The 26,636-nt window shown below is 61.7% G+C and carries 24 protein-coding genes; 6 read left to right on the top strand and 18 right to left on the bottom strand.

All coding sequences use genetic code 11. From position 1 onward, the window contains the following. Nucleotides 1-38: 38 nt before the first annotated feature. The 3 genes from AB8B02_RS13700 to AB8B02_RS13690 form a co-directional block, all read right to left on the bottom strand. The gene (locus AB8B02_RS13700; protein WP_439064185.1) at nt 39-1,274 is read right to left on the bottom strand and encodes a GNAT family N-acetyltransferase; all 1,236 of its coding nucleotides are present in this window, start codon (nt 1,272-1,274) and stop codon (nt 39-41) included. A 102-nt stretch (nt 1,275-1,376) separates the two neighbouring features. Continuing rightward, nucleotides 1,377-2,123, bottom strand: coding sequence for a glycerophosphodiester phosphodiesterase (locus AB8B02_RS13695; protein ID WP_439064184.1), 747 nt, complete (start codon nt 2,121-2,123; stop codon nt 1,377-1,379). A gap of 78 nt (nt 2,124-2,201) precedes the next feature. Beyond that, nucleotides 2,202-2,669, bottom strand: coding sequence for a RidA family protein (locus AB8B02_RS13690; RefSeq protein ID WP_120292021.1), 468 nt, complete (start codon nt 2,667-2,669; stop codon nt 2,202-2,204). Between the two features lie 251 nt (nt 2,670-2,920). On the opposite strand from AB8B02_RS13690, the gene AB8B02_RS13685 reads away from it, so the two are divergent. After that, nucleotides 2,921-3,796, top strand: a complete 876-nt coding sequence (locus AB8B02_RS13685; RefSeq protein ID WP_439064183.1) for a cell envelope integrity EipB family protein — start codon at nt 2,921-2,923, stop codon at nt 3,794-3,796. Between the two features lie 175 nt (nt 3,797-3,971). Here AB8B02_RS13685 and AB8B02_RS13680 read toward each other — a convergent pair whose 3' ends face one another. Continuing rightward, on the bottom strand, nt 3,972-5,351 hold the full coding sequence (locus tag AB8B02_RS13680; RefSeq protein WP_439064182.1) for a malonyl-CoA decarboxylase: 1,380 nt from the start codon (nt 5,349-5,351) through the stop codon (nt 3,972-3,974). A gap of 174 nt (nt 5,352-5,525) precedes the next feature. Here AB8B02_RS13680 and AB8B02_RS13675 point away from each other — a divergent pair, with 174 nt between their 5' ends. Next, nucleotides 5,526-6,512: an ABC transporter substrate-binding protein gene (locus AB8B02_RS13675; RefSeq protein ID WP_120292027.1), complete on the top strand. Its 987-nt coding sequence runs from the start codon at nt 5,526-5,528 to the stop codon at nt 6,510-6,512. A gap of 201 nt (nt 6,513-6,713) precedes the next feature. On the opposite strand, the gene AB8B02_RS13670 is transcribed toward AB8B02_RS13675, so the two are convergent. Then, the gene (locus tag AB8B02_RS13670) at nt 6,714-7,715 is read right to left on the bottom strand and encodes a flavin reductase (RefSeq protein WP_439064181.1); all 1,002 of its coding nucleotides are present in this window, start codon (nt 7,713-7,715) and stop codon (nt 6,714-6,716) included. A gap of 140 nt (nt 7,716-7,855) precedes the next feature. On the opposite strand from AB8B02_RS13670, the gene AB8B02_RS13665 reads away from it, so the two are divergent. After that, nucleotides 7,856-8,902: a peptidase M29 gene (locus AB8B02_RS13665; protein ID WP_439064180.1), complete on the top strand. Its 1,047-nt coding sequence runs from the start codon at nt 7,856-7,858 to the stop codon at nt 8,900-8,902. A 28-nt stretch (nt 8,903-8,930) separates the two neighbouring features. On the opposite strand, the gene AB8B02_RS13660 is transcribed toward AB8B02_RS13665, so the two are convergent. The 5 genes from AB8B02_RS13660 to AB8B02_RS13640 form a co-directional block, all read right to left on the bottom strand. Then, nucleotides 8,931-12,086, bottom strand: a complete 3,156-nt coding sequence (locus tag AB8B02_RS13660; RefSeq protein WP_439064179.1) for an efflux RND transporter permease subunit — start codon at nt 12,084-12,086, stop codon at nt 8,931-8,933. Next, nucleotides 12,083-13,489, bottom strand: a complete 1,407-nt coding sequence (locus tag AB8B02_RS13655) for an efflux RND transporter periplasmic adaptor subunit (RefSeq protein ID WP_439064178.1) — start codon at nt 13,487-13,489, stop codon at nt 12,083-12,085. Before AB8B02_RS13655 ends, AB8B02_RS13660 begins: the two co-directional genes overlap by 4 nt. Continuing rightward, a complete protein-coding gene (locus AB8B02_RS13650) occupies nt 13,486-13,893 on the bottom strand; it encodes a FixH family protein (protein WP_439064177.1) in 408 nt (135 codons plus the stop codon). The genes AB8B02_RS13655 and AB8B02_RS13650 overlap by 4 nt, the downstream gene beginning before the upstream one ends. A 519-nt stretch (nt 13,894-14,412) precedes the next feature. Continuing rightward, complete coding sequence (locus AB8B02_RS13645) at nt 14,413-15,708, bottom strand: DNA polymerase IV (RefSeq protein WP_439064176.1); 1,296 nt, start codon at nt 15,706-15,708, stop codon at nt 14,413-14,415. Then, a complete protein-coding gene (locus AB8B02_RS13640) occupies nt 15,705-15,998 on the bottom strand; it encodes a DUF3572 domain-containing protein (protein WP_089263750.1) in 294 nt (97 codons plus the stop codon). Before AB8B02_RS13640 ends, AB8B02_RS13645 begins: the two co-directional genes overlap by 4 nt. A gap of 221 nt (nt 15,999-16,219) precedes the next feature. Between AB8B02_RS13640 and AB8B02_RS13635 the strand changes: the two genes are divergently transcribed. After that, the gene (locus tag AB8B02_RS13635) at nt 16,220-16,585 is read left to right on the top strand and encodes a response regulator (protein WP_068732379.1); all 366 of its coding nucleotides are present in this window, start codon (nt 16,220-16,222) and stop codon (nt 16,583-16,585) included. A 10-nt stretch (nt 16,586-16,595) separates the two neighbouring features. Further along, complete coding sequence (locus AB8B02_RS13630; RefSeq protein ID WP_089263751.1) at nt 16,596-17,969, top strand: PleD family two-component system response regulator; 1,374 nt, start codon at nt 16,596-16,598, stop codon at nt 17,967-17,969. 7 nt (nt 17,970-17,976) lie between these two features. Here the strand turns inward: AB8B02_RS13630 and AB8B02_RS13625 are convergent, their stop codons facing one another. The 4 genes from AB8B02_RS13625 to AB8B02_RS13610 all read right to left on the bottom strand — a co-directional run bounded on the left by AB8B02_RS13625 (nt 17,977) and on the right by AB8B02_RS13610 (nt 21,758). Next, nucleotides 17,977-18,750 (bottom strand): hypothetical protein, encoded by a 774-nt coding sequence (locus AB8B02_RS13625; RefSeq protein WP_439064175.1) that lies wholly within the window; start codon nt 18,748-18,750, stop codon nt 17,977-17,979. A 262-nt stretch (nt 18,751-19,012) separates the two neighbouring features. Further along, on the bottom strand, nt 19,013-19,180 hold the full coding sequence (gene rpmG, locus AB8B02_RS13620) for a 50S ribosomal protein L33 (protein ID WP_068732385.1): 168 nt from the start codon (nt 19,178-19,180) through the stop codon (nt 19,013-19,015). Nucleotides 19,181-19,306: 126 nt separating this feature from the next. Next, nucleotides 19,307-20,632: an LLM class flavin-dependent oxidoreductase gene (locus tag AB8B02_RS13615; RefSeq protein ID WP_439064643.1), complete on the bottom strand. Its 1,326-nt coding sequence runs from the start codon at nt 20,630-20,632 to the stop codon at nt 19,307-19,309. 211 nt (nt 20,633-20,843) lie between these two features. Next, the gene (locus AB8B02_RS13610; RefSeq protein WP_439064174.1) at nt 20,844-21,758 is read right to left on the bottom strand and encodes a LysR substrate-binding domain-containing protein; all 915 of its coding nucleotides are present in this window, start codon (nt 21,756-21,758) and stop codon (nt 20,844-20,846) included. Nucleotides 21,759-21,875: 117 nt separating this feature from the next. On the opposite strand from AB8B02_RS13610, the gene AB8B02_RS13605 reads away from it, so the two are divergent. Continuing rightward, complete coding sequence (locus tag AB8B02_RS13605) at nt 21,876-22,613, top strand: SDR family oxidoreductase (protein WP_089264610.1); 738 nt, start codon at nt 21,876-21,878, stop codon at nt 22,611-22,613. 51 nt (nt 22,614-22,664) lie between these two features. Here the strand turns inward: AB8B02_RS13605 and AB8B02_RS13600 are convergent, their stop codons facing one another. The 4 genes from AB8B02_RS13600 to rnr form a co-directional block, all read right to left on the bottom strand. Continuing rightward, on the bottom strand, nt 22,665-22,892 hold the full coding sequence (locus AB8B02_RS13600) for a hypothetical protein (RefSeq protein ID WP_092144352.1): 228 nt from the start codon (nt 22,890-22,892) through the stop codon (nt 22,665-22,667). Nucleotides 22,893-23,009: 117 nt separating this feature from the next. Next, complete coding sequence (locus tag AB8B02_RS13595) at nt 23,010-23,747, bottom strand: NUDIX hydrolase (protein ID WP_184517759.1); 738 nt, start codon at nt 23,745-23,747, stop codon at nt 23,010-23,012. Nucleotides 23,748-23,801: 54 nt separating this feature from the next. Beyond that, nucleotides 23,802-24,224: a DUF983 domain-containing protein gene (locus AB8B02_RS13590; RefSeq protein ID WP_089263757.1), complete on the bottom strand. Its 423-nt coding sequence runs from the start codon at nt 24,222-24,224 to the stop codon at nt 23,802-23,804. Nucleotides 24,225-24,228: 4 nt separating this feature from the next. Next, nucleotides 24,229-26,625, bottom strand: coding sequence for a ribonuclease R (rnr, locus tag AB8B02_RS13585; RefSeq protein ID WP_439064173.1), 2,397 nt, complete (start codon nt 26,623-26,625; stop codon nt 24,229-24,231). Between the last annotated feature and the right edge of the window lie 11 nt (nt 26,626-26,636).

Genomic DNA, 26,636 nt, shown 5'->3' with positions numbered 1-26,636 from the left:
GCGACTGTCGCCGCCAGAGGGGAGCCGGTCAAGACAACTTAATCCTGCTCGTCGCCCTTCCTGAACGGGCCGGCCTCGGTCAATTCGCGGACGGCCTCCGCGACATATTCGCGCTCGCGCTGAAGATATTCACCGACGGCCTGACGCAGTCCGCGATCGGCGATGTAATGCGCCGAATAGGTGGTTTGCGGCAGATAGCCCCGTGCGATCTTGTGTTCGCCTTGCGCGCCGGCCTCGACGGTCTTCAACCCGCGGCGGATCGCGAAGTCGATGGCCTGATAGTAGCAGACCTCGAAATGCAGAAACGGGTGATGCTCGATGGCGCCCCAGTGGCGGCCGAACAGCGTATCCGAGCCGATGAAGTTGATGGCGCCGGCGATCCACTTGCCATCGCGCCTGGCCATGATCAGCGCGACGTCATTGCTCATGCTCTCGGCGATCAGCGTATAAAATTCGCGGGTCAGATAGGGGCGTCCCCATTTGCGCGAGCCGGTCTCCATGTAGAAGGCGAAGAACGCGTCCCAGGCATCCTCGGTGATCTCGCTGCCGGTGAGGGGATGGATGGTGATGCCATTGGCCAGCGCATCGCGGCGCTCGCGCTTTATCGCCTTGCGATGGCGCGAATTCAGCGTTGCCAGGAAATCGTCGAAGGTGCTGTAGCCATCATTGCGGAAATGAAACTGCTGGTCTGTCCGCTGCAGGAAGCCGCGTGCGGCGAGAAATTGCCATTCGCTCTCGCGCGCGAAAGTGATATGGACGGACGATGCATCGGTGGCCTCGCAGAGACCGACGAGGCCGCCGGCCAGCGCCGCGCCGACGCGTTCCACATCGACGCCGTCGCGGATCAGCAGGCGCGGACCGGTGGCGGGGGTGAACGGAACCGAGGCCTGAAGCTTGGGGTAATATTGCCCGCCGGCGCGCTCATAGGCATCGGCCCAGCCGCGGTCGAACACGTATTCGCCCTGCGAGTGCGATTTCAGATAACAGGGCACGACACCGACGATGCGGCCATCACTCTTGGCGATCAGATGGCGCGGTCCCCAGCCGGTGCGGGCGCAGGCCGAATTCGACTTCTCGACGGCCGTGAAAAAGGCATGGGACACGAACGGGTTGTAATTGGCTTTCGAGGCGCAACCGTTGGCCGCGGGGGCCAGCGTATCGAGGCTCTCAATGCCACCGAGATCGGCATGGCCGGTGGCACAGGCATCCCAGTCCGTGGCCGGAATCTGGCTGATGGACGCCACTGCTTCGAGCGTAATTTCCGATGACGTCATCAATCACTTGAACCGGTCATATGCGATCAACCGTCGCGGCGACCGCTCCTAAGATTGTGCATCGCGCCGGACACTTCAAGACCCGGCCGCAACGCCTTCAGTTTACGGCACGAAGCCCTCGAAGGTCATCTGGTCGGCATAGCGGGCGGTGATGGCGCGCTGTTCCGGCGTGCGCACGGTCCAGGTCAGGAGCGCGCAGCCGAACAGGTTGCGGGCGATCCAGGGCGCCAGGGCCGGCAGTTCCTTGACCCAGTAGGAGACAAAATGCGGCCGGGTGCGGAAGGCATGGCGGAGATGGCGCATGCCGTCGCGCTGGGCCTGCGTCAACGTCAGCCACTCGCCGTCGTCATAGGTGCGCTGGGCGGTGATGCCGCGCGGGATCTCGGGGGCGATCTCGCGCATCGCGAGAACCTGATCGGGATCGAACGACATCCAGGCAACCGGCCCGCGATAGGTTTTGAGAATCTCGGCGACGCGGGCGACCAGTTTGCGGTCGCCGTCGAAATGGCTCTTGATCTCGATCACGAGCCCGACGCGGCCATCGATCAGAGCGAGCAGATCGCCGAGCGTCATCATGCGCTCCGGCGTGTCCTTGAAGGCAATTTTCTTGAGTTCGGTGGAGGTCTTCGCGCGCAAGGGGCCGGAGCCCTCGGTCAGGCGGCCGAGTTCATCGTCATGATGCACCATCGCCTCGCCGTCGGCGGTGAGCTGCACATCGGTCTCGATGCTGAAATTGCCTGATATGGCGGCGTGCATGGCGCCGGGCATGTTCTCGACAATGCCGCGGGCAGGGTCGTGCAGGCCACGATGCGCGACCGGCCGGGCGATGAGCCAGTCAGGTGCGCGCATCGGGATTGTCCTGCATCAGAGCGTTTTCAAGCGAAGTGGATACTGGTTCGCGTGAAGAAAACGCGTCAAAACGAAAAGCTAGATGACTTCAAACACCGCGTCGACCTCGACCGCGCAATCGGCGGGGAGCGAAGCGACGCCGACAGCGGCGCGGGAGTGACGGCCCTTGTCGCCGAAGGCTGCGACCATCAGATCCGAGGCGCCGTTGATGACGGTCGGTGCGTCGATGAAATCCGGCGTCGAATTGACGAAGCCGCCGAGGCGGACGACGCGTGCAACCTTGTCGAGATCGCCGAGGGCAGCCTTGACCTGAGCGAGCAGGTTGATCGCGCAAACGCGGGCGGCATTGACGCCCTGTTCGATGGTCACGCTGGCGCCGAGCTTGCCCTTGGCGATCAGCTGGCCGTTCGCGTCCTTGCAGATCTGACCGGAGACGAACAGCAGATTGCCCGTGCGGACGAAGCCGACATAATTCGCCACGGGGCTGATGGGCTCGTGAAGCTTGACCCCCAGATCCGCAAGTTTCTGCTCGACAGTGCCTGCCATTATGATTCCCCAAATGATTGATGAAGTGCCCGAACAAAACTCCCCAAAGGGTTCAGGCACCGTCTGTTTCACCCATACCGCGTCGCCGCGCAAGTGACGATCCGGCGACGCCGGGCCGCCCCGCAATAGTGCGGTTCTGGCAAGATTTGCTGCAGAATGTGGCATTTGCGCAGTGCGAATCCGGCGCGGCCGTAGTTGCGACGCAATAGGACGCTCTCTATTGTTGTAGTTCCAGAATCCAGGGAAAACCCATGCGCCGCATTTCCTCCGTTTCGCGATTCCAGGCTGCCTCGCTGGCACTGACCATGGCGGCCTTTGCGGCGCCGGTGTCGGCATTCGCGGCTCCGCCTGCTGCGGGCACGCCGTTCGTGGCGCATCAGGCGCTGTATGAGCTGAAGCTGTTGAAGTCGCGCGGCAATGCCAGCGTCAACAGCGCCAGCGGCCGCATCCTCTATAATTTTACCGGCAGTGCCTGCGAAGGCTACACGTCGGATTTCCGTCAGGTTTCGGAGCTCAACAGCGGCGAGGACAAGACCACGCTGAGCGATCTGCGCTCCACCAGCTGGGAAGCCGGCGACGGCAAGAGTTATCGGTTCAAGATCGACACCCGGATGAATGACGGTGATGCCAGCGCCGTCGACGGCATGGCGGAACGCCAGGGCGATCACGTCACCGTCAAGCTCAAGCAGCCGGTGGCGAAGACCTTCACGCTGGAGGGCTCCACGGTGTTTCCGACCGAGCAGATCCATCGCATCATTGCTGCCGCACGCGAAGGCAAGTCGGTGCTGGAACTGAATGTCTACGACGGGTCGGATACAGGCGAGAAGGTCTACAGCACGCTCACGGTGATAGGGCAGGCGATCCCCGGCGACCGCAAGGTCAGCGAACCCGATCCTTCGACGGGCGATGACGGGATGAAGAAGCTGACGCGCTGGCCGGTCACCGTCAGCTATTACGACAAATCGGCCAAATCGTCCGACGGCGGCGAGCAGACGCCGGTCTATGCGATGTCGTTCGAACTCTATGAGAACGGCGTCTCGCGGTCGCTGATGCTGGACTACAATGACTTCGTCATCGGCGGCGCCATGAGCAAGTTCAATGTGAAGGACAGCAAGCCTTGTAAGTGAGGAGTATGAGCTTTTTGCTCGGTTCTCTCAATTGTCATCCCCGCGTAGGCGGGGATCCATAACCACTACTTCTAAAAATTGAAACGTGGTCGAAACCATAGCGCTCCGATTTGAATTCGGAGTCTATGGGTCCCCGCCTTCGCGGGGACGACAGCCATAAACCTAAAAGCCTATCTCACTCCGCCCGCGACAACCGCATGCTGTCCAGCAAACGCAGGCCACCGCCGCTTTCACTCTTCAGCAGCTTCTTCACCGCGCTCGATGCCGCGATCTCGTAATGGTCGGCATAGGCTTCGTGGTTCTTCTCGATATCGTCGAGATGATACAGATAGTTCACCATCAGACCGGCGGACTCGCGCAGGCCCTTGGCTGAGGTGTCGCCGAGCCAGTCGATGCGCTCGAGCCGTGCGCCGTTGCCGAGATGGAAGCGGGCAACGGAATCGATCGGACCGCCGCGTGGGCTCTTGGCTCTCAGGAAGTAATGCGCGGCGAGCTGTTCCATCACGGGCTTGAGCTGCGCAGTCAGTGCCGTGTCGTTGACCCATAGCGGATCGGCGAGCATGTCGACCAGCGCCTGATCCTCATTGGACAGGTTGAGGTCATCGGCCTTCTTGAGCCACTTCATGAAACCCGGCACCGGCGACAGCGTCACGAAAGTGTCGAGCTTCGGCAATTCGCGGCGCAGTTCCTCGACCACCTGCTTGATCAGGAAGTTGCCGAACGAAATGCCGCCGAGACCGCGTTGGCAGTTGGAGATCGAATAGAACACCGCGGTGCGCGCGCGCTCGATCGGCACCGGCTGGCGATCGACCGCGAGCAGCGGGGCGATGGCGCCCGGAATGGTTTCGGTGAGCGCAACCTCGACGAAGATCAGCGGTTCATCGACAAGGGCAGGGTGGAAGAACGCGTAGCAGCGGCGATCCACGGGATCGATGCGGCGGCGCAGATCGTCCCAGTCGTGGATCTCATGCACCGCTTCATATTTGATGACTTTTTCGAGCACATTGGCGGGCGTGGACCAGTCGATCTTGCGCAGCACCAGAAATCCCCTGTTGAACCACGATGCCAAGAGATGAACGACGTCGCGATCGACGGCGTTGAGGTCTTTGTTACCATTCTTCAGATCGAGAAGATCTTCACGCATCTTCACGAGTTCGCTGGTCGCGTTCGGGGCGCGGTTTAGCCGGCGAAACAGTTCCTGCCGCTGCGGCTCGGATGCAAAATGCAATTCGCCGGAGATGTCGCCGGTCGGCTTGGCGCGCCATGCCGCTATGGCCTTTTCAAGCTTGTCACGATCGGGACCGTAATTCTGTGCGAGGTTTTCGAAGAAGGTGAGGCGGCCGGCCTCGTCGAGACTCTTGTAGCGATCGAGCACGCCGCGCGCGAGGACCGTGCCGGACGCTTCGCCGCGTCCTGACAACAGCTCCGTACAGAGTTCGATCAAATCCGATGCGTTCTGTTTGGGATCGACAGATGCGGGACCGAGCCGCAGCAGAGTGCGTCCGCGTTCCGAGATGGATGCGAGGAGGTCGGAGAAGAAGGAGTCATTGCTCATGGTGAATCAATTCCCGGGCTGGCAGTTCAACCAGTCTGCTTCAATATAGCCCATAGCGAGGCATATTGCGCGATCATTTGAAGCATGAAACAATTGTGAGTGGGGAGCGCTTCGGCAAGAGAATTGCATTCGTTTCTGACTGCGGCCGGATCGCTGAAAACAGAGGAGTTCAGGATGAAGCGGATCGCATCGAAGCGTGGCGTTGTGGCGGCTCTGGCACTCGGAGCGTTGCTGAGCAGTGGCTCGGCATTTGCCCAACAAACCATCAAGGTTGGCTGGACCATCCCGGCCGAAGAATCCAAATACTGGATGATGAAGCGTCCGCAGGAATTCGCGGATCTCGGCAAGAAATACAATATCGAGTGGGTGCAGTTTCAGGGCACCGCGCCGATGACGCAGGCACTCGCGGCCGGCGCGCTGGATTGCGCGACGCAATCGGTGCTGGCACTGGCGCAGGGCGTGCAGAGCGGCAACCTCAAGGCTTCGATCGTTGCGCAGCACGTGTTCGAAAAGCCGGGCAGCTTTTCGGTCTATTGGGCGGTGAAGGACGACTCGCCGATCAAGACCATCGCCGACCTCAAGGGGAAGACGATGTCGATCAATACGCTCGGCTCCGGCATCTATGGCCCGATGGCGATCCTGCTGAAGCAGGCCGGTCTCGATCCGGCCAAGGACGTCAAGCTGGTTGAAGTCGGCTTCGCGCTCTCGGAAGAAGCACTGCGTTCGGGCCGTGTCGACTCCGCCGTGATGAACCAGCCGTTTGCGGCGCGCATGGAAGCCAAGGGCGGCACCCGCAAGCTGTTCTCGCTGTCGCAGCAGCAGGATGGCATCGTGCATATTCTCGAAGCCTGCCGCGCCGACTTCATCGAAAAGAATCCGGAACTGGCCAAAATGTATGTGCGCGATCTGACGCTCGGCATGCAGAAGGCGCTGGCCAACCGCGATGAAACGCTGAAGGTCGTCAATGAAGTGATGAAGGCGCCGATCCCGGTGCTGGAAACCTATCTGCTGAAGGACAATGATTTCGCCAGGGATCCGGGTGCTGCGCCGAATTTCGACGCGATCCAGAAGATGCTCGACACCTATGTCGAATCCGGAATGCTGCCGAAGAAGCTCGACGTCTCCGAGCTGAAGGGCAAGGTCGTCGCGCCGATCAAGTAACGGCGTCGCTCACTTACAAACAATGACACTCTCTCCGTCATGCCCGGCCTTGCGCCGGGCATTTTCGTTTGCTCGAGCCTTTCCGCCGTCATTGCGAGGAGCGAAGCGACGCGGCAATCCAGTTCTTTATTTGAAGAGAGACTGGATTGCTTCGTCGCAAGGGCTCCTCGCAATGACGGAGGAGACAAGCAGTGATTGTTGCTATTCGCTCGTCGCGTCCGACATGCCGCTGTCGATCAGGAGATCCAGCGTGTATTTGATGGTCGCGCGCTCGTCGTCGCTGAAGCGGCTCAGCAGCTCTGTCTCATGTTCGAGCGCCGCCTTCTGCACCGGCTTGACGCGTGCGCGACCCTTTGCGGTCAGGTAGAGCGTGACGCGGCGCCGATCGTTCGAGGTGCTCTTGCGCTTCAAGAGATCGTCACGCTCCATGCGGTCGAGCACTTTCGTCAGGCCCGGCTGCTTCATCAGCGCCATTGCGGCGAGCTCGCCGACCGACAGGCCCTCGACATCGGCGAGGCAGGCCAATACGCGCCATTCCGGCACCGTGAGCTCCCATTCCTTCAGCCGCGCGTGAAACGAGCTGGACACGTTGAAGCTGGCGCGCGCCAGGAGATAGGACAGGTAGCTGCGCGCAAAACTGTTGCTGGCCAGAGCCGGCGCACGTGGCTGTGCCTTGTCGATGCGGCGGAGTTGTCCGGAGTGGAAGACGAGGGGGTCGTGATTGCGCTCGACGAAGTGCACGACTTCACCGACCAGGATCGTATGGTCGCCGCCGGGATAGCGCGCCCAGGTCTTGCATTCGAAGATCGGCGCGAGGCCCTCGATCAGCGGTGCACCGCTGATGCCCGGCGCATGGGCGATATCAGCAAACTTGTCGGAGCCGCGGCGGCCGAAACGCATCGCGAGCTCGCCATGATCGGCGCCGAGAAAGTGAATGGCGAAGGCATCAGCCTCGACGAAGGGATCGTGGCTCGGTGAAGATTTCGCGACGCTCCACAGCACCAGCGGCGGATCGAGCGAGACCGACGAGAAGGAGTTCGCGGTCATGCCGACGGGATGGTCGCCATTGGTGGCGGTGACCACGGTGACGCCGGTCGGAAACTGGCCCAGCGCCTGACGGAAGGTGGCGGGGTTGACCGCTTGCGCCTTGTCCACGAGCTTGTCGTCCGCGACCTTGTCCTGCGCCGTCTTGTCAAACGCCATGGAATTCGCCGCTCCGCAACATCAGCGACTGCCCAAAATACAGCGCCGGATTGTCCTTCAAGATTAAAAATATTCCTTTTCATATAACATGACCGCGCCTATCATCCAACCATAATCGCTTTAAAACACGGAGAAACGGCATGCTGGCGGATCGCATCGAGGCGAAATGGATCGACGCATTCTGCGAGATCTTCGAACGCTGCGCGGTCAAGCCCGGCGACACTGCCGCCATCCTCTCCGAGACGCAATCGCGCGCGCTGAATGTGCACATTGCCGAATTGGCATTGCTCCGCATGGGCGCGCGGCCGTTCCACGTCGTGGTGCCGACGCCGCGCAACAAGCAGGTCGTGCCGATCCGCTCCACCGGCGCGTCCGAAGCGATCCAGCAACTCGGGCCGGTTGTATCAGCGCTGCAGCAGGCCGGCTTCGTGGTCGACTGCACCATCGAAGGCCTGATGCATGCCAAGGAAACACCGGAGATCCTGAAGGCCGGCGCGCGCATTCTCGTGATTTCCAACGAGCATCCGGAAGCGCTTGAGCGCATGGTGCCGGACTCGGCGCTCGAAAAGCGCGTGCGCGCGGCGGCGAAGATGCTGCGCGGCACGAAGCACATGAAGGTGACCTCGAAGGCGGGCACCGATCTGGACGTCAACATGGAAGGCGCAGCCACCGTCGGCGTCTGGGGCTGGACCGACAAGCCGGGCACGCTGGCACATTGGCCGGGCGGCATCGTGGTGAGCTTCCCGAAGAGCAAGACCATCAATGGCACGGTGGTGATGGATGCAGGCGATATCAACCTGACCTTCAAGCGCTATCTGACGTCGCCGGTGCGGATGCTGTTCAAGGACGACTATCTCACCGAGCTGACGGGCGAGGGCGCTGACGCCGAGATGATGAAGCGCTATCTCGCGGCGTGGGGCGACCGCGAAGCCTATGCCGTGTCGCATGTGGGCTGGGGCATGAATCCCAATGCGCGTTACGAGGCGCTGCAGATGTATGACCAGCGCGATACCAACGGCACGGAAATCCGCGCGGTGGCCGGCAACTTCCTGTTCTCGACCGGTGCCAATGAATTCGCGGGCCGTTACACCGCGGGGCATTTCGATCTGCCGATCTTCAAGACCACGATCACGCTCGACGGCGTGGATGTGATCAAGGACGGCGTCGTGCAGGACGTGTTCGGCTGAGTCCGAACACGTCCCTCCAAGCTCCGGGCTATCTGGTCACGGGCACGATCTCTTCTGCCGAGATCAAGCCGGCCTGAGGCAGCCGATAGCCCTTAACAATTGCATAGATCGCGGGGATCACGATCAGGGTTAGCAGTGTCGACGAGATCATGCCGCCGATCATCGGCACCGCGATGCGCTGCATGATTTCCGAGCCCGTGCCGGTGCTCCACATGATCGGCAGCAGGCCCGCCATGATGGCGACCACCGTCATCATCTTGGGGCGGACGCGTTCGACAGCTCCCTCCATGATGGCGTCGTACAGGTCGTTGCGCGTCAGAGATCGTCCTTCAATGTCCCGTCGCGCCTGGATCGCGGTCAATGCCTGATTCAAGTAGATCAGCATCACCACGCCGGTCTCGGCGGCAACGCCGGCCAGCGCAATGAAGCCGACGACGACTGCAACCGACAGGTTGAAGTCGAGCCACCACATCAGCCACAGGCCGCCGACCAGCGCGAACGGCAGCGACAGCATGACGATCATCGTTTCGGTGATCGACCGGAAGTTCAGGTAAAGCAGCAGGAAGATGATCAACAGCGTCACCGGCACGACGATCTTCAGGCGCGCCGTCGCACGTTCGAGATATTCGTACTGGCCGCTCCACATCACGTAGTAGCCAGGCGGAAATTGAATGCTCGCCTGGACCGCGCGCTGTGCGTCGGCCACGTAGCCGCCGAGGTCGCGGTCGCGGATGTCGACATAGATGTAGGTGGCCAACTGTCCGTTCTCCGTCCGGATCGACGTCGGCCCTCTCGCCAGCGTAATCCTGGCCACTTCGCCGAGCGGGACCGCGCCACCTCCGGGCATCGGCACCAGCACGTCGCTGGCGATGGCCTGCGGGCTGTCTCTGAGGTCGCGGGGGTACCGCATGTTGACAGTGAAGCGTTGCCGGCCTTCCACGGTCGTCGTTACCGTCTGGCCGCCGAGCGCGGTTCCGATCACGTCCTGGACGTCCTGGATCATGATGCCGTAGCGCGCCAATGCCTCTCGATCCGGTGTCACATCGAGGTAGTAGCCGCCGATGCCGCGCTCGGCATAGGCCGACGATGTGCCCGGCACCGCCTTGAGCACCTGCTCGATCTGCCTGGCAAGCCGATCGATCTCGACGAGGTCGGTGCCGATCACCTTCACGCCGATGGGCGTGCGGATGCCTGTCGACAGCATGTCGATGCGGGCCTTGATCGGCATGGTCCAGGCATTCGACACGCCCGGAAACTGCAGCGCCTTGTCCATCTCGGCGATCAGTCCATCGACCGTGAGACCGGATCGCCACTCTTCCTTCGGCTTGAGGTTAATGATTGTCTCGAACATTTCGGAGGGCGCCGGATCGGTCGCCGTGGCAGCGCGCCCCGCTTTGCCATAGACCGAAGCCACCTCCGGAAAAGACCGAATGATCCTGTCCTGCATCTGCAGCAGTTCTCCGGCCTTGGTGACGGAGATGCCCGGCAGCGTCGTCGGCATATACATGAGCGTGCCCTCGTTCAGACTGGGCATGAACTCGGTCCCGAGCTGACGAGCCGGCCAGACGCTCGCCGCGAGAACGGCGACTGCGAGCAGGACGACCAGAGTCTTCGCGCGCATCACAACGGTGATGACAGGCCGGTAGACCCAGATCAGAAAGCGGTTGATCGGATTCTTGTGTTCCGGAACGATCCGGCCGCGAACGAAGATGATCATCAGGGCCGGGACCAGCGTCACCGACAGGATGGCGGCGGCTGCCATCGAAAACGTCTTGGTGAACGCCAGAGGACTGAACAGCCGTCCTTCCTGGGATTCCAGCGTGAAGATCGGCATGAACGACACGGTGATGATCAACAGGCTGAAGAACAGTGCCGGGCCGACTTCGGAGGCTGCCTCGATCAGGACCTCGACGCGCGACTTGCCGGGATCCGCGCGTTCGAGATGTTTGTGGGCGTTCTCGATCATGACGATGGCGGCATCGACCATGGCGCCTATGGCGATCGCGATGCCGCCGAGACTCATGATGTTGGAGCCAAGACCGAGTAGCTTCATGGCGCCGAACGCCATCAGCACGCCGACCGGCAGCATCAGGATCGCGACCAGCGCACTGCGAACATGCAGCAAGAACAAAATGCAGACGAGTGCGACGACAACGCTTTCCTCCAGCAACGTGTGCTTGAGCGTGGCGATGGCGGCGTTGATCAGGTTCGAGCGGTCGTAAACCGGAACGATTTCGACGGAATTCGGCAGACTGCTGGCGATCTCCTTGAAGCGCTTCTTGACGTTCTCGATGACGTCGAGCGCATTGACGCCGAAACGCTGCAGCACGATGCCGCTGGCGACTTCGCCTTCACCATTGAGTTCGGTGATGCCGCGCCGCTCGTCGGGGCCCAGTTCGACGCGCGCGACGTCGCGCAGCAGGACGGGCGTGCCGTTGTTGGTCTTGAGCACGACATTGCCGAGGTCGTTGATCGACTTCAGATAGCCCTTGCCGCGGATGACATATTCGAATTCGGACAGCTCCACCGTGCGACCGCCGACATCGGCGTTGCTGGCGCGAATAGCGTCGCGCATCTTCTGCATGGTGATGCCGAGGTCGCGCATCCGAAGCGGATCGAGCACGACGTTATATTGCTTGACGAAGCCACCGACGCTGGCGACTTCAGCGACGCCTTCGGCTTTGGCGAGCGCAAACTTCAGATTCCAGTCCTGGATCGCCCGTGTGTCGGCAAGGTTCAATTCCTTGGACATGATCGCGTATTGGTAGACCCAGCCGACGCCGGTGGCATCGGGGCCCATCGTCGGCGTGACGCCGGCGGGCAGGCGGGACGTGGCTCCGTTCAGGAATTCGAGAACGCGCGACCGGGCCCAGTAGATGTCGGTCCCGTCTTCGAAGATGACATAGACGAACGACACGCCGAAGAACGAGAACCCGCGCACCACTTTCGACTTCGGCACTGTGAGCATTGCCGTCGTCAACGGATAGGTGACCTGATCCTCGATCACCTGCGGCGCCTGGCCTGGGTATTCGGTATAGACGATGACCTGCGTGTCGGAGAGATCGGGGATGGCGTCGAGCGGCAGATGCGCCAGCGCGTAGATGCCTGCGGCTGCGGCGAACCCTGTGCCGAACAACACCAGCAGCAGATTGCGCGCCGACCATGCGATGATGCGGGCGATCATTGTGGGCTCCTCGCGTCGGAGAAGCCCTTCAACGCGGCCTTCAAGTTGCTTTCTGCATCGATCAGGAAATTGGCCGAAATGACGACCGGTTCGCCGTCTGCGACTCCCTCGCGGAGTTCGACATAGCCGCCGCCGCGACGGCCGAGTTCGACGCCGCGCGGTTCGAAGCGGCCCTGTCCTTTGTCGATGAACACCGATTGCCGGGTGCCGGTATCGATCACAGCGCTCTCCGGGACGGACACGATCGGATCCGCACTGCCGGTCTCGATCGAAGCGTCGATATACATGTCCGGTAGCAGAGCGAGATCGGCGTTCGCGAGTTCGATACGGACGCGTGTCGTCCGGGTCTCGCGATTGACCTGCGGGTAGATGACGTTGATCTTGCCTGCAAACTGCTTGCCGGAGAGGCTACGCGTCCGGACGTTCACCGGCTGTCCGACGGCAATGGTTCCAAGATCGCGCTCCGCGACATCGACCATCGCCCAGACGAGCGACGTGTCGGCGATACGAAAGAGGATGTCGCCGGGTTGCGCCCGCATCCCTTCGATGGCGTTGCGCTCGAGAACGATGCCGTCCCGCGGTGCGGCCCACGCGATGGAGATCGGGACGATGCGGCTCTTCTCGATTTCGGCAATCACCGTGTCCGGAACGTCGAGATTCATGATCCGTTGACGCGACCCGCGCCCATACAGTCCATCGCCGCCCGTCGTCTTCGATGTGATGGTCGCGACGTATTCCGCCGCAGCGGACGAGATTGCGGGGCTGTAGATATCCATCAAAGGCTGCCCGCTGCGGACCTTTGTGCCGGTGGTGACATCGGCAACCTTTTGCACCCAGCTTTCCGCGCGCATCGAGATCACGGAGATGCGTCGCTCGTCGAGCTGGATCGTGCCGGGTGCGCGGATCGTCGTCCGGATCACGCGCCTGGTGGCTGGCTCGGACTTCACGCCCGTGCGCTGTATCTTGCCCGGAGAGAGCTTGACTGATCCATCGTCGGAATCGTCGCCGTCGAACACCGGGATGTAATCCATCCCCATGGAGTCCTTCTTCGGCGTCAGCGACGTGTCAGGAAGTCCCATCGGATTGCGGTAATACTTGATCTTGTGCTCCGTAGCCGCGGAACTCGGACCCGGCATTGGTTCGGCCACGGCGTCGTCGAAGCTCACGTCGGCGTCCGCCGGGACAGCACGGTAGTTGCGGCCGTCCGGCGTTTTCTTCGGCGTCGACGAGTATGCGGGCTTCCCGTCCGGATCCTGATAGTAGATCGGCGCCTGGATTTCTTGTGCGGAAGCGGCAGTCACGGCGACAACGTTGCGCGTCAACGGCCGCTGCGCGACGATGAATCCGCCTCCGGCCGCCGCGATGAACGCGGCGGCGGTACCAGCTAAAACGGCGCGGTTCATTTCTGCGCCGTGATGACGAGCTTGTTCTCGACGGAGCCGGTTTCTCCCTGCACCTTGGCGCCGAGAGAAAGCTGCCAGCGACCGGCCATTCCGAAAGTGGCCTTGAACTTGTAGGTGCCGGGCTCGGCCCCCGATACTGGCGTGACCTTGGTGGCCATCTCCTGCATGCCGTCAGGAGCCATGTCGAGACGGGTTGCAAAAATAACGGCATCCGGCACGGGCTTGCCGGTCTTGGTGTTCATCAAGCGGACGGTGATGATCTTGTCGGGGCCGGCCTGAACGGACTGATCGACGAGCTCGAACGTGTAGTCCTTGATGTCAGCCAGTGCAGCCGTGCTTGCGCCGCCCAAAGCGACAGCGATCAACGCGGCCCGGAAGGCGCGCGGGGAGTTAGACCTCTTCATGGTTTGGTATCCTCGATTGAATCTGATGTGCCGCGAACGGCATGCGTTATCCGCGCGCCAGGAGGCAAGCGGCAGCGACGGCGCTCAGCGCCGCTCAGATCGAAGTGCGAGGAGGGTGGTCTGGAGGGGGGCGGTTGACGCCATCAGTCAGCGCGTCATTCAGCACCGAGTGGTAGGTTCGGACGGCGTGGCGAACCGTCATGGGTGGCGCCAGGGAAGGCCCCGCCTGGGCGGTCTTCAACACACAAATCGCGAGAAGTGGACAGTCCTGGCAATCCTTACTCTTCTGTTCGGATGGGCAGCAGGGCATGTCTCCAGACATCGCCGACATATCGGTCATCGTGGCCGACGGCCCGTTGGCAGCCGCCGGAGTCACCACCGGCGCCACCGACAGGCCGATGGTCACAACAATCGCTAGAAAGAGTTTCAGGAGCCGACGAAGATCCATATTCGACCATCTCACGGCCACCACAGCGTGGGAAGCCCGGGCACATCACAAGTTCGCAATCCCTATGGGGATTATGTCCTTGGCTTCTCCGGCCCGTCATAGGCGATGCCGCGGATCACCGCGGCGCTGCCGAACTTCTTTCTGAGATCATCCATCGCGCGCTCGGCATGCGATGAGCGGCGGTCGAGCATGTTGTCGTCGCCGGCTTCCGCGCCGGGCTTGAGCGCGCTGACACCAGTGCCGATCAGGCGAAAGGCGGTGCCGTCGATTTCCTTTGCCAGCATCTCGCGGCTGATATCGAAGATGCGCGCGGCCATCTGCGTCGGCGACTGGATCGACTGCGAGCGGGTGCGCTGGCGGAAATCCGCGGTCTTGAGTTTCAGCGTGACCGTGGTACCGGACAATTCGCTGCTCTTGAGACGCGATGAAACCTTCTCCGACAGTCGCCACAGAATCTTTTCCAGCGTGGCGTAGTCGCGGATGTCCTCGTTGAACGTCGTCTCGTTGGAAATCGTTTTGGCGCCGCGATCGGCGACGACGAGGCGATCGTCGATGCCGCGGGCGAGGCGCCACAGCCTGCGGCCTTCGCCACCGAACTGTTTCATCAGGTCGGTCTCGTCGGCCTTCTGGATATCGCTGATCTTGCGGAAGCCACGCTGCGAGAGCTTCTCGGCCGTCGCGGGGCCAACGCCGAAGATGAAGCTGACGGGCCTGTCGGCGAGCATGGCCACAGCGTCGTCCTGATCGAGCGTGGCGAAGCCGCGTGGCTTGTCGAGATCGCTGGCGATCTTGGCGAGAAACTTGTTCACCGACAGGCCGACCGAAACGGTGATGCCGACAGTGCGCTCGATGTCGGCGGCGAATTTCGCCAGCACCTTGGCGGGGATCATGCCGTGGACGCGCTGCGTGCCTGAGAGATCGAGAAAGGCTTCGTCGATCGACAATGGTTCGACCAGCGGCGTCAGCGCCTGCATGGCATGGCGGACCTCACGGCCGACGCGGACATATTTCGCCATGTCGGGCCGCACCACGACGGCGTCGGGGCAGAGATCGAGCGCCTTGAACATGGGCATCGCCGAGCGCACGCCATAGGTGCGCGCGATGTAGCAGGCGGCGGACACCACGCCGCGCTTGCCGCCGCCGATGATAACAGGCCGATCGACGATGTCGGGATTGTCGCGCTTCTCGACGGTGGCGTAGAACGCATCGCAGTCGATATGCGCCAGCGTCAGCGACGGCAGCGCGTGGTGTCGCACCAGGCGCGGCGACCCGCATGACGTGCAGCGCTTGACGCGTGCATCCAGATCGACAAGGCAATCCCGGCAGAAGCAGCGCGGTCCGCTCAGCTCTGCCGGAGAGGGGCTCACGTAAAGTCCTGCCCGCGGGGATCGAGCGCCTGCCGCGCGGCGGCGATGGTGGTGGGATCCAGTTGCGACGACGCCGAAAACGCCTTCACGGTCTCGTCGTCGCGCAGCACGAAATCGAGCACGCTGACGAGGAACTGTGGATCCTTGGCAGCCGAGCGGAGAGTCTCCGGACCGATTCCACTCTCGGACAGGAACAGGCCCAGCCGCTCAGGTTCCCCGGCAACGAAGGACAGCGCCTGAATCGCAACGATTTCAGCAACTTCGCTGGGGTGGCGCTGGGGTTTTTTCATCACGCGTGTTTGCCTTTCCGTAACTTATCGTCTCTATTTTAAGTCATCATGCCCGAGTCACCGGGGCGATTCCAGTTGCAGGGATACGCGCGGTACACGGGCACTTCGGCGGGTGGCCGAAGTGAATTTGGAAGTTCGCTTCGAACATCACATTGGCCGGTGACGCAGGGCAATCATGCTCCGCGAAACAAGAACGCTCGGGTTCTGGATTGGAGGGCGGGATGGCAAAAACCGTCCTGATCGTGGAGGACAACGAGCTCAACATGAAGCTCTTCCGTGACCTGCTGGAAGCCCATGGCTATCAGACAGTCGGCACGAGCAATGGCTATGAAGCGCTCGATCTTGTCCGCTCGCTCCGCCCCGATCTCATCCTCATGGATATTCAGCTACCGCAGGTCTCCGGTCTCGAAGTGACCGGCTGGATCAAGAAGGATCCTGCGATCAGCATGATCCCCGTCGTCGCCGTCACAGCCTTCGCCATGAAGGGCGACGAAGAACGTATCCGCGAAGGCGGCTGCGAAGCCTATTTATCAAAGCCCATTTCGGTCGGAAAATTTATCGAAACCGTGCGTCGGTTCATCGGTTAGGGAGTTCCCTATGTCAGCGCGTATTCTTGTCGTCGATGACATCCCCGCCAACGTGAAACTTCTGGAAGCCCGTCTCTCGGCGGAGTATTTCGACGTCATCACCGCCTCCAACGGCGCACAGGCGCTGGAAGTCTGCGCGCGTTCCGAATGCGACCTGATCCTGCTCGACGTCATGATGCCCGACATGGACGGCTTCGAAGTCTGCCGTCGCCTGAAAGCCAATCCGAAGACGCATTTCATTCCGGTGGTCATGGTCACCGCGCTGGATTCGCCGTCGGATCGCGTGCGCGGCCTCGAAGCCGGCGCCGATGACTTCCTCACCAAGCCCGTCGCCGATGCCGTGCTGGTGGCGCGCGTACGCTCGCTGACGCGTTTGAAGATGATGACCGATGAGTTGCGCATGCGCGCCATCACCTCGCTGGAAATCGGCGTACAGGCGCCCGAGCGCAGCGCCGTGTCTGATCTGGGTGTGGGCGGACGCATCCTGCTGGTCGACGACCGTCCGTCATCCTATGAGCGGCTGGCGCCGGTCCTGTCGGCCGAACACACCGTCGATGTCGAACCCAATCCGACCGAGGCGCTGTTTCATGCCGCCGAGGGCAATTACGACCTGCTCATTGTCTCGCTGAGCCTCGAGAATTACGACGGATTGCGGCTGTGCAGCCAGGCGCGTTCGCTGGAGCGCACGCGGCAGATTCCGATTCTCGCGATTGCTGATGCCGATAACAATCCGCGGCTGCTGCGCGGTCTCGAGATCGGCGTCAACGACTACCTGATGCGTCCGGTGGACAAGAACGAGCTGCTGGCGCGTGCGCGGACGCAGGTCCGTCGCCGCCGTTACACCGATCATCTGCGCGACAATGTGCAGCACTCCATCGAAGCCGCGATCACAGACGGTCTGACCGGACTGCACAACCGCCGCTACATGGAAAGCCATCTGGAAACGCTGGCAGAGCAGGCGGCCACCCGCGGCAAGCCGCTGGCGCTGATGATGCTCGACATCGACTTCTTCAAGTCGATCAATGACAATCATGGCCATGATTGCGGTGACGACGTGCTGCGCGAATTCGCCGTGCGCATTCGCAAGTCAATCCGCGGCATCGATCTGGCCTGTCGCTACGGCGGCGAGGAATTCGTCATCGTCATGCCGGAAACCGACATGCATGTGGCCAGCATGGTCGCCGAACGTCTGCGTCGTTCGATCGCCGGCGAACCGTTCTCCATCGACAAGGGCAACAAGCGTATCGAGGTCACGATCTCGATCGGGTTGTCGACGCTGGAGAAGAAGGGCGAGCCCGTCGCCGACGTGCTCAAGCGTGCCGACGTGGCGCTGTACCGCGCCAAGCACGACGGCCGCAACCGCGTGGTTGCTGCGGCCGCCTGAGTTACTATCAGAGCCGCGTTCGCGCTGACGGCTGCGACCATCGGGACGGCGGCGAGATCGGGCGCGATCCCGTATCGAAGGTCTGTGAGACCTGCCGGGACGAACAGAACGCCGGCCGTGTCATGCGTTCCCGCAGATAGGCGTCGGCTTCCTTGGTCGGCAATTCCTTGTCGATCACCAGCTTGTCGAGTGCGCAGGCAAGGGCATCGGCGCCGGGCTTGGTGCCCGTCGCATCGCAGGTCCAGCCGGCGACAAATACCACGTTCGTGTCGAAGCGTGAGCTGAAGGCTAGGCACTGTTTCCAGCGACCATCGGCCTCGATGCGCATTTCAACGGCATGGTAGGGACCGTAGCGCGTCTCGAGATCGAAATGCCCGGCGAGCGTCCGGAAATTGAGATCAGTGAGCAAGCCGTTGCTCAGCACACCCATGCCCGGCGACGTCATTCCGCTGCCACGGCTCGGGAATGTGATCGCCAGCGCCAAGTCCGTCGTGCGATTTTGCAGCGTACCATAGCGCAGGATGTCGATCCGCGCCTTCGATGCGCGCGAAACGATGTCGGTGCTCACGGGAAGTCTGGCGATACTCCCGTCTGCAATCCTGAAAGCGGGCTTGTCATCGATGATCCGGGTTCGGTTGTGCCACTGCCAGATCAAGGCGAGGGCGATGATCCCGAAAACGATCATTCCGAAGAAATAGAATGCGTAGCGGACGGCGATGCCTGCCATGGACACGGCGGAGGTGAGCTGGCCAGCCGTCGTGTCTGTGTCGCGAAAAGACAAGGGTCGCTCCCGATGCAAATCAATTGCGTCGAATGATACCGACTTGTCGCACGAAATGACGTGAATACCGTTTCAATCGCAGGCTTCATGCCCGCCATAGTTGTGGCAGGGTAAACACGATACTGCACGCATCGCTAAAATTGAAACGATTGAGCTCGGCTTCTTACTTAACCTCGCCCCGCGCGTTGCGCGGGAGAGGTCAAAAGAAAACGGGGCCCGATAAGGGCCCCGTTCAAAATCCGTCAGCAGCTGTAATCAGCGCTTACTTGATCTTGGCTTCCTTGAATTCGACGTGCTTGCGCGCGACCGGATCGTACTTCTTCTTGACCATCTTGTCGGTCATGGTGCGCGAATTCTTCTTGGCGGTGTAGTAGAAGCCGGTGTCCGCGGTGGAAACGAGCTTGACCTTGATGGTGACCGCTTTGGCCATGGCAGAACCTCTGAATGTCGGGAATCGGGTGACAGCCAGAGAACTGGCCGTGTTGGGGCGCAACCTAGCCCCGAACGCCCCAAAGTCAAGGTTTTCTGGGGCGGTAAATCCGGGGATTTGCGGGTCTTAACCCGGAAAGAAGCGGTTTTTGGGCCGCGGTAGCCCCAAATTCTCGCGGAGCGTCCGGCCTTCATACTCCGTGCGGAAAATCCCGCGCTTCTGGAGTTCCGGGATCACCCGGTCGACGAAGTCGTTCAGCCCCTCCGGCAGATAGGGGAACATGATGTTGAAGCCATCTGAGGCCTCGGTTTCCAGCCATTCCTGCATCTCGTCGGCGATGGTCTGGGGCGTGCCCACGAAGGCGGAGCCGCCATAGCCGCCGAGGCGCTGGGCAAGCTGGCGCACGGTCAGGTTCTCGCGCCGGGCGAGGGCGATGACGCGCTCGCGGCCGCTCTTGCTGGCATTGGTCTCCGGGATCTCGGGCAGTGGGCCATCGGGATCGAAGCCGGAAGCATCGGTGCCGAGATTGATCGAAAGCGAGGCGATGGCATTGGCGTAATGCACCTTGCTGTCGAGCAGCGCGCGTTTCTCTTTAGCTTCCTCGACGCTGTCGCCGACCACCACGAAGGCGCCGGGCAGGATCTTGAGATGATCGCGATTGCGGCCGAGCTTCTCCATGCGGCCCTTGATGTCCGCATAGAGCTTCTGCGCATCGCCGATGGCGCCGCCGCCGGTGAACACGGCTTCTGCGGTTTCGGCGGCAAGCTGCTTACCGTCTTCGGATGCGCCGGCCTGCACGATCACCGGCCAGCCCTGCACGGGCCTGGCGATGTTCAGTGGGCCGCGCACCGAGAGATGTGGGCCCTTGTGATCGAGCACATGCATCTTGTCGGGGTCCATGAAGATGCCGCTCTCGACGTCGCGGATGAAGGCGTCATCAGCGAAGGAATCCCACAGGCCGGTGACCACGTCATAGAATTCACGCGCGCGCTTGTAGCGCTCGGCATGCTCCATGTGATCATCAAGGCCGAAGTTCAGCGCTGCGTCGGGATTGGATGTGGTGACGATATTCCAGCCGGCGCGGCCGCCCGAGATATGGTCCAGCGAGGCGAAGCGGCGGGCGACGTGATAGGGCGCGTCAAAGGTGGTGGAGCCGGTGGCGACGAGGCCGATATTGTCGGTGACGGCGGCCAGCGCTGACAGCAGCGTGAACGGCTCGAACGATGTCACCGTGTGGCTGCGCTTCAGCGCCTCGACCGGCATATTCAGCACGGCAAGATGATCGGCCATGAAGAAGGCGTCGAACTTGCCGGCCTCGAGCTTGCGGATCATCTGTTTGAGGAAGGGAAAGTTGAAGTTGGCGTCAGGCTGAGCGCCGGGATAGCGCCATGCGCCGGTGTGGATGCTGATCGGGCGCATGAAGGCCCCGAGCTTCAACTGACGCTTCGCCATCTGGAATTCCCCGTGATGCTGGTCGGGAACAGATAGGGACGCCAGCGCGCGCAGGTAGATGCTGCTCACGAGAAGATTATTGCGATTTGTGGATTATCTGCAGAACCTCATCCTGAGGAGCGGCGTCTTCGCCGCGTCTCGAAGGATGGAGGCCGGCGCTCATGGTTCGAGACGGCGCTGAAGTAGCGCCTCCTCACCATGAGGACGGAGCTCACACCCGCTTCGGATTCAGCGTCGGGTCCATCGCAAATTGCGTTTCCAGGTAGTCGATCATGGCGCGGGTCTTCTGCGGCACGAAGCGGCGCGAGGGATAGACCGCGCTGATCGGCACCGGTTTCGGTTCGAAGGCTTCGAGCAACACTATGAGACGGCCGGTCTCGATCTCATCCCTGAAATGCCAGATCGGCACGAAGCCGATGCCAAGGCCGGACATCACGGCTTCGCGAATGCCTTCCGAACTCTGCGTGCGCACCGGTCCCGTGGCTTCGATGGCGATCGGGCCGTCCGGACTTTCGAAGCGCCAGGTCACGCCGCCCGTGAAGCGCGTATAGGGGATGCAATCATGCCCGATGAGATCGTTCGGATGCGCAGGCAGTGTCTTGCCGCGCAGATAGGACGGCGACGCCACCAGGATGCGGCGTGTCACGCCGATCTTCCGGGCGATCAGGTTCGGGTCGGTCACGACGCCGGAGCGGATCGCGAGATCGATGCCATCCTCGACCAGATCGCTGAAGCCGTCATTCATCACGAGGTCGACACTGACCTCGGGGTAGCGCGCCAAAAAGCCCTTCAGATGCGGGATCACTCGCAGCCGTCCGAACACCACCGGGAGGGCCAGTTGCAACGTGCCTGATGGTCTGGCCCGGCGGCGTCCCACCGCGCCCTCGGCCTCGGCAACGGCTTCCAGCGCCAGTTTGGCGCGCTCGTAGAAGCTGCGGCCGTCATCGGTGAGCGTCAGCTTGCGCGTGGTGCGGGTGAACAATCGGGTGCCGAGATGGTCTTCCAGCGTTGCCACTTGGCGGCTGACGGTCGGCTGGCTGGAATTCTGCTCCTCAGCCACACGGGTGAATGAGCCCGCTTCGACGACACGGATGAAAGCCTGGAAAAGGGCGACGGTATCGGTCATTCATTCAGAATACGGATAAATAATATCCGAACAAGCCCATAACCGCTAGTGAGCGAATGGACGATGTTCTCCATGTCGGACGGCGATGGCGCCGCCCCAGATCAAATGGAGAGCATCATGACCCGCAAACTCGAAGGCAAAATCGCAGTCGTCACCGGTGGCAGCGCCGGCATCGGTCTGGCCGCCGCGCAGCGCTTTATCGACGAAGGTGCCACCGTGTTCATCACCGGCCGCCGCCAGGCCGAACTCGATGCCGCCGTGAAGCAGCTCGGACCGAAGGCCGTCGGCGTGCAGGCGGACGCGGCCAAGCTCGCCGATCTCGCGCATCTGTTCGATACGGTGAAGGCTGCCAAGGGCAAGATCGACGTGCTGTTCGCCAATGCCGGCGGCTATGAATTGAGCGCGTTCGGCCAGATCACCGAAGACGTCTATGACAAGATGTTCGACATCAATGTGAAGGGCGTCCTGTTCACGGTGCAGCAGGCACTGCCGCTGCTCTCCGACGGCGCCTCGGTGGTTCTCACCGGCTCGGTGTCGGGATCGAAGGGCATGGAGTCCTTCAGCGTCTACAACGCCACCAAGGCAGCGATCCGCTCGTTCGCGCGCAGCTGGACCTCGGACCTCAAGGCGCGCAAAATTCGCGTGAATGTCGTCAGCCCCGGACCGATCCAGACCCCCGGCCTCGACGTCTTCGCCAATGACGATGTGAAGGGCTACCTCAAGACCATCGTGCCGCTCGGCCGTCTCGGTACCGCGGACGAAGTCGCGAAGGCGGTTCTGTTCCTGGCATCGGATGACTCCAGCTTCGTCGCCGGCGCAGAATTGTTCGTCGACGGTGGTCTCGCTCAGATCTGACGATGGGCTTGGCAGAGCAGGAAGGCGCCGCGTATGCGGCGTCTTCTCGTGTCAGAAACTGTGCATGTGTGCGCTGGCGCGATACTCGCTCGCCATCAGCTCTTCGTTTTCAGCAACCTGAATCCACGAGATGGCGAGTTGTAGCAATGCACGAATTTTACGTGGGTCAGCTTCCACGCTGGCGCGCTGGCTGAGTGCCGACGCCTTGCGACGATATTCCAGTGACGCGCGCGTAAATGTCGAAGACTCGACCTGCGGCGTCCAATTCATCTGTCCCATAACTGGGAATTCCTGTGAGCAAGACAACGGTAGCTTACCGTGCCTCACCAGTTATCCCACTACGGAAACAGTTAGAATTAGAATAGATCGAAAAGCGAGACCTCTTACTTGATTAACTCAGCTTTCGCTGGGCAGCATGTCGAGTTGCATCTTGCCGCTGTACCAATGGAAGAAGGGCAGCGGCGCGTCGTGACGGAGCGGGCCGGTGGCGAGACGCTGCTGCAATTGATTGAGCACGTTCTTCGTCATTGCGTGCGCGTCGGCGAGATGTGCGGAGCCGAGTTCGACCCAGACCAGTTCCACCAGTTCGGCATCGGCATGCACGACGCCCTCGACGCGATGCGCGATCGACGATGCATCTGCTGTGAAGAAACGCGTATCGAAGCGCTTGATACGGCCGGGTGGTGTGATGGCGCGCGCAATCAGGAACAGGCCCGAGGGATCGGGCAGGAGACCTGCATCGCTAAAAGCCTCCCATACGCCGGGGAGCTTCCTGGTCGCGCCATCAACCTTGCGGCCGAGGCAGAGGCCGGTTTCTTCGCAGGCTTCGCGGATCGCAGCAACGGCAAGCGAACGCGCGCGCGACGGCGGCGTCTTCGGGCTGCCTTTCATCAGGTTGGCTTCAAGCTCCGGCGGCAAAGGTGCAGCCACCGGAATCTTGTTGTCGGTCGTGTCGACGCTGCCGCCGGGGAAGACGAACTTGCCGGGCATGAACACGACCTTGTCGTGACGCTTGCCGACAAGCACTTTCGGAATCGGGCCGGAGCGATCGACCAGCATCAGGGTCGCTGCGTCGCGCGGACGCTTATAGGGATGGTGGTCGGCTTCTTTGCCGATCTCGACTGCGTCGCTCATTCCGTCTCCTGAAATTCTTCTTATTACGTGCTGTTCAAGGGGACGGAGAACGTATCAGTCAGCCGGGCCGTCGCCAAATCCATGCATGCGGAATGCCCACTGCAATCCAACCACGGCGCCCTTGACCGGCTGCAACAACAACAGCGACGCGATCAGTGTGATCGGCAGGTAGATCGCAAGTTGCAGCGCGACCGATGGCGAATAGTTGGTCTCGATCCACAATGCGATCGGTACGACGATGTGACCGACGATGACGATCACGAGATAGGCGGGAAGATCATCGGCGCGGTGTGCAGAGAAATCCTGTCCGCACTTATCGCAGTGATCGGCGGTTTTGAGGAAGGCGCGAAACATCTTGCCTTCGCCGCAGTTCGGGCAGCGACAGGCGAAGCCGCGCTTCATCGCGGTCCACACATTGCGTTTGGCGGAGGAATCCAGCGTCGCGCTCCAGATCTTCGGTGTGGTCAATGTCATCATGACGTTACCCCTTTTTCGGCTTGCCGGGGTTACCACCGGCGCGAGCCTTGTCAGCTTTGGCAGCCTGCCGGGCATTGCGACCGGGTTTGGCTTTCTTGGGCGCCTTGAGCTTCTTCGACGATTTGAACTTCGTCGCACCAGAAGGCTTGGCACCCGGATGACGCGGCCGGTCTGCAGCGTCATTGCTGCGGGCATGTTCGCGTCGGCGGTTCCGTGGGGCGGTATTGCCCTCGGAGAGCATTTCGAACCGCAAGGCACCTGCAACGGGGGCTGCCTCGACCAGACGGACATCGACGACGTCGCCCAACCGGTGCATGGCACCACTGCGTGTACCGACGAGGGCGTGGCGAGCTTCGTCATAGTTGAAGTATTCGGTGCCCAACGTGCGGATCGGGATCAGGCCATCGGCTCCGGTCTCGGTCAATCGGACAAAGAGTCCAGCCCTCGTGACGCCGGAGATCCGGCCCCGGAAGGTGGCGCCGATCTTGTCGGCCAGAAAATGCGCAATCAGCCGGTCGGAGGTCTCGCGCTCGGCCTTCATGGCCCGGCGTTCGGTGGCCGAAATCTGCGCCGAGATTTCGCTCAGCGTTTCCACCGTTTCGGTCTCGGGTAGCGCGCCTTCGCCGAGCCCGAGCGCACGGATCAATGCGCGATGCACGATCAGATCTGCGTATCGCCTGATAGGTGAGGTAAAATGCGCGTAGCGGCGCAGGTTCAGACCGAAATGTCCGTAATTCTCGGCGGCATATTCCGCTTGGGCTTGCGAGCGCAAAACCACTTCATTCACCAGCGGTTCGGAATCCTGACCTTTGACCTGTGACAGCACCCGGTTGAAGACCGATGGCCGCAATGCGCCCGCTTTGGCGAACGGCATGTCGAGGGTCTTGAGGAATTCCTGCAGGTTGTGAACCTTCTCCACCGAAGGCTCATCATGTACCCGATAGATAAGCGGCAGAGCCTTCTTTTCAAGCGTTTCGGCTGCGGCGACGTTGGCCAGGATCATGAACTCTTCGATGAGCTTATGCGCGTCGAGCCGCTCCGGTACGATGACGCGATCGACGGTGCCGTCCTTCTTCAGCAGGATTTTTCGCTCGGGGATGTCTAGATCCAGCGGTTCGCGTTCGTCGCGCGCGAGCTTTACCTGCGCATAGGCCGCATAGAGCGGCTTCAGGATCGGTTCGAGCAGGGGGCCGGTAGTATCGTCGGGATGGCCATCGATGGCGGCTTGCGCCTGTGCGTAATTCAGCTTGGCCGCCGAGCGCATCAGGATGCGATGGAACGTGTGCGACTTCTTGCGGCCATCGACACCGATCACCATGCGTACGGCGAGGGCGCCGCGCGGTTCGCCCGGCACCAGCGAACACAGGTCGTTGGAGATGCGCTCCGGCAGCATCGGTACGACGCGATCGGGGAAGTAGACGGAGTTGCCGCGGATCAGCGCATCGCGATCCAGCGCAGAGCCGGGGCGCACATAGAAAGCGACATCGGCGATCGCGACGCTGACAATGTATCCGCCTGTATTGTTCGGATCGGAATCGAGCTCCGCGTAAACGGCGTCGTCATGATCCTTGGCGTCCGGCGGATCGATGGTGACCAGCGGCACGTCGCGCCAGTCTTCGCGTCCTTGCAATGTCGCAGGCTGCGCCGCTTCCGCTTCCTTCAGCGCATCGCGGGAGAACGCTTGCGGGATATCGTGGGAATGGATCGCGATCAGGCTGACCGCTTTCTCGGAGGAGAGCGAACCGAGCCGTTCCTTGACCTTGCCGGAGCCGAGGCCATAGCCACGGGTACGAATGAGATCGACGCTGACGAGATCGCCGTCCTCGGCGCCGTTAGCGTCTGACGCGGCGATGTTGAGTTCGCGCCCGGCCTGCTTCTTGTCGACCGGGATCAATCGTCCGCCGCCATTCGGCAGCGCGCGATAGATGCCGAGCAGGCGCGTGCGGGCACCTTCGAGCACCCGCACGACGCGGCCCTGATAGCTGGCTAACTCGCCATCGTTCTCGATCTTCTCGATACGCAACAATGCGCGGTCACCGACACCGGCGGCGGTGCCGGGCAGGGGACGGCGCGGCGTATGAATGCGAATTTTTGGTACGACGCCGTCTGCCTCGTCCCATTCGACAGGCGTGGCGATCAACTCGCCATCGGCATCCCTGGAGGTGATGTCGACCAGCACTGTCGGCGGCAGCGCTGCGGGCTCCCGCAAGCTGCGGCCTTTCTTGGCGATGGCGCCTTCGTCGGCGAGCTCGCGCAGCATGCGCTTGAGCTCGACACGGGCGGCGTTCTTCAGTCCGAATTCACGCGCGATCTCGCGGGTGCCGATCTTGCCGGGATACGCGCGAACGAACGCGACGATGGCATCCCTGGTTGGAAAGCTGCTGTCACGTTTCTTGTTCACAATTATCCGTT

This window comes from Tardiphaga sp. 862_B3_N4_1, assembly GCF_051811085.1.
Classification (GTDB): domain Bacteria; phylum Pseudomonadota; class Alphaproteobacteria; order Rhizobiales; family Xanthobacteraceae; genus Tardiphaga; species Tardiphaga robiniae.
This window is presented reverse-complemented; position numbering and strand designations above follow the sequence as displayed.

What these genes read in the sequence shown, in the direction of transcription:
- AB8B02_RS13650 (WP_439064177.1), bottom strand. Translation starts at nt 13,893, where the DNA reads ATGAAGAGGTCTAACTCCCCGCGCGCCTTCCGGGCCGCGTTGATCGCT.
- AB8B02_RS13655 (WP_439064178.1), bottom strand. Translation starts at nt 13,489, where the DNA reads ATGAACCGCGCCGTTTTAGCTGGTACCGCCGCCGCGTTCATCGCGGCG.
- AB8B02_RS13690 (WP_120292021.1), bottom strand. Translation starts at nt 2,669, where the DNA reads ATGGCAGGCACTGTCGAGCAGAAACTTGCGGATCTGGGGGTCAAGCTT.
- AB8B02_RS13675 (WP_120292027.1), top strand. Translation starts at nt 5,526, where the DNA reads ATGAAGCGGATCGCATCGAAGCGTGGCGTTGTGGCGGCTCTGGCACTC.
- AB8B02_RS13665 (WP_439064180.1), top strand. Translation starts at nt 7,856, where the DNA reads ATGCTGGCGGATCGCATCGAGGCGAAATGGATCGACGCATTCTGCGAG.
- AB8B02_RS13615 (WP_439064643.1), bottom strand. Translation starts at nt 20,632, where the DNA reads ATGGCGAAGCGTCAGTTGAAGCTCGGGGCCTTCATGCGCCCGATCAGC.
- AB8B02_RS13635 (WP_068732379.1), top strand. Translation starts at nt 16,220, where the DNA reads ATGGCAAAAACCGTCCTGATCGTGGAGGACAACGAGCTCAACATGAAG.
- AB8B02_RS13590 (WP_089263757.1), bottom strand. Translation starts at nt 24,224, where the DNA reads ATGATGACATTGACCACACCGAAGATCTGGAGCGCGACGCTGGATTCC.
- AB8B02_RS13680 (WP_439064182.1), bottom strand. Translation starts at nt 5,351, where the DNA reads ATGAGCAATGACTCCTTCTTCTCCGACCTCCTCGCATCCATCTCGGAA.
- AB8B02_RS13685 (WP_439064183.1), top strand. Translation starts at nt 2,921, where the DNA reads ATGCGCCGCATTTCCTCCGTTTCGCGATTCCAGGCTGCCTCGCTGGCA.
- AB8B02_RS13630 (WP_089263751.1), top strand. Translation starts at nt 16,596, where the DNA reads ATGTCAGCGCGTATTCTTGTCGTCGATGACATCCCCGCCAACGTGAAA.
- AB8B02_RS13700 (WP_439064185.1), bottom strand. Translation starts at nt 1,274, where the DNA reads ATGACGTCATCGGAAATTACGCTCGAAGCAGTGGCGTCCATCAGCCAG.
- AB8B02_RS13610 (WP_439064174.1), bottom strand. Translation starts at nt 21,758, where the DNA reads ATGACCGATACCGTCGCCCTTTTCCAGGCTTTCATCCGTGTCGTCGAA.
- AB8B02_RS13695 (WP_439064184.1), bottom strand. Translation starts at nt 2,123, where the DNA reads ATGCGCGCACCTGACTGGCTCATCGCCCGGCCGGTCGCGCATCGTGGC.
- rpmG (WP_068732385.1), bottom strand. Translation starts at nt 19,180, where the DNA reads ATGGCCAAAGCGGTCACCATCAAGGTCAAGCTCGTTTCCACCGCGGAC.
- AB8B02_RS13600 (WP_092144352.1), bottom strand. Translation starts at nt 22,892, where the DNA reads ATGGGACAGATGAATTGGACGCCGCAGGTCGAGTCTTCGACATTTACG.
- AB8B02_RS13595 (WP_184517759.1), bottom strand. Translation starts at nt 23,747, where the DNA reads ATGAGCGACGCAGTCGAGATCGGCAAAGAAGCCGACCACCATCCCTAT.
- AB8B02_RS13670 (WP_439064181.1), bottom strand. Translation starts at nt 7,715, where the DNA reads ATGGCGTTTGACAAGACGGCGCAGGACAAGGTCGCGGACGACAAGCTC.
- AB8B02_RS13640 (WP_089263750.1), bottom strand. Translation starts at nt 15,998, where the DNA reads ATGAAAAAACCCCAGCGCCACCCCAGCGAAGTTGCTGAAATCGTTGCG.
- AB8B02_RS13660 (WP_439064179.1), bottom strand. Translation starts at nt 12,086, where the DNA reads ATGATCGCCCGCATCATCGCATGGTCGGCGCGCAATCTGCTGCTGGTG.
- AB8B02_RS13605 (WP_089264610.1), top strand. Translation starts at nt 21,876, where the DNA reads ATGACCCGCAAACTCGAAGGCAAAATCGCAGTCGTCACCGGTGGCAGC.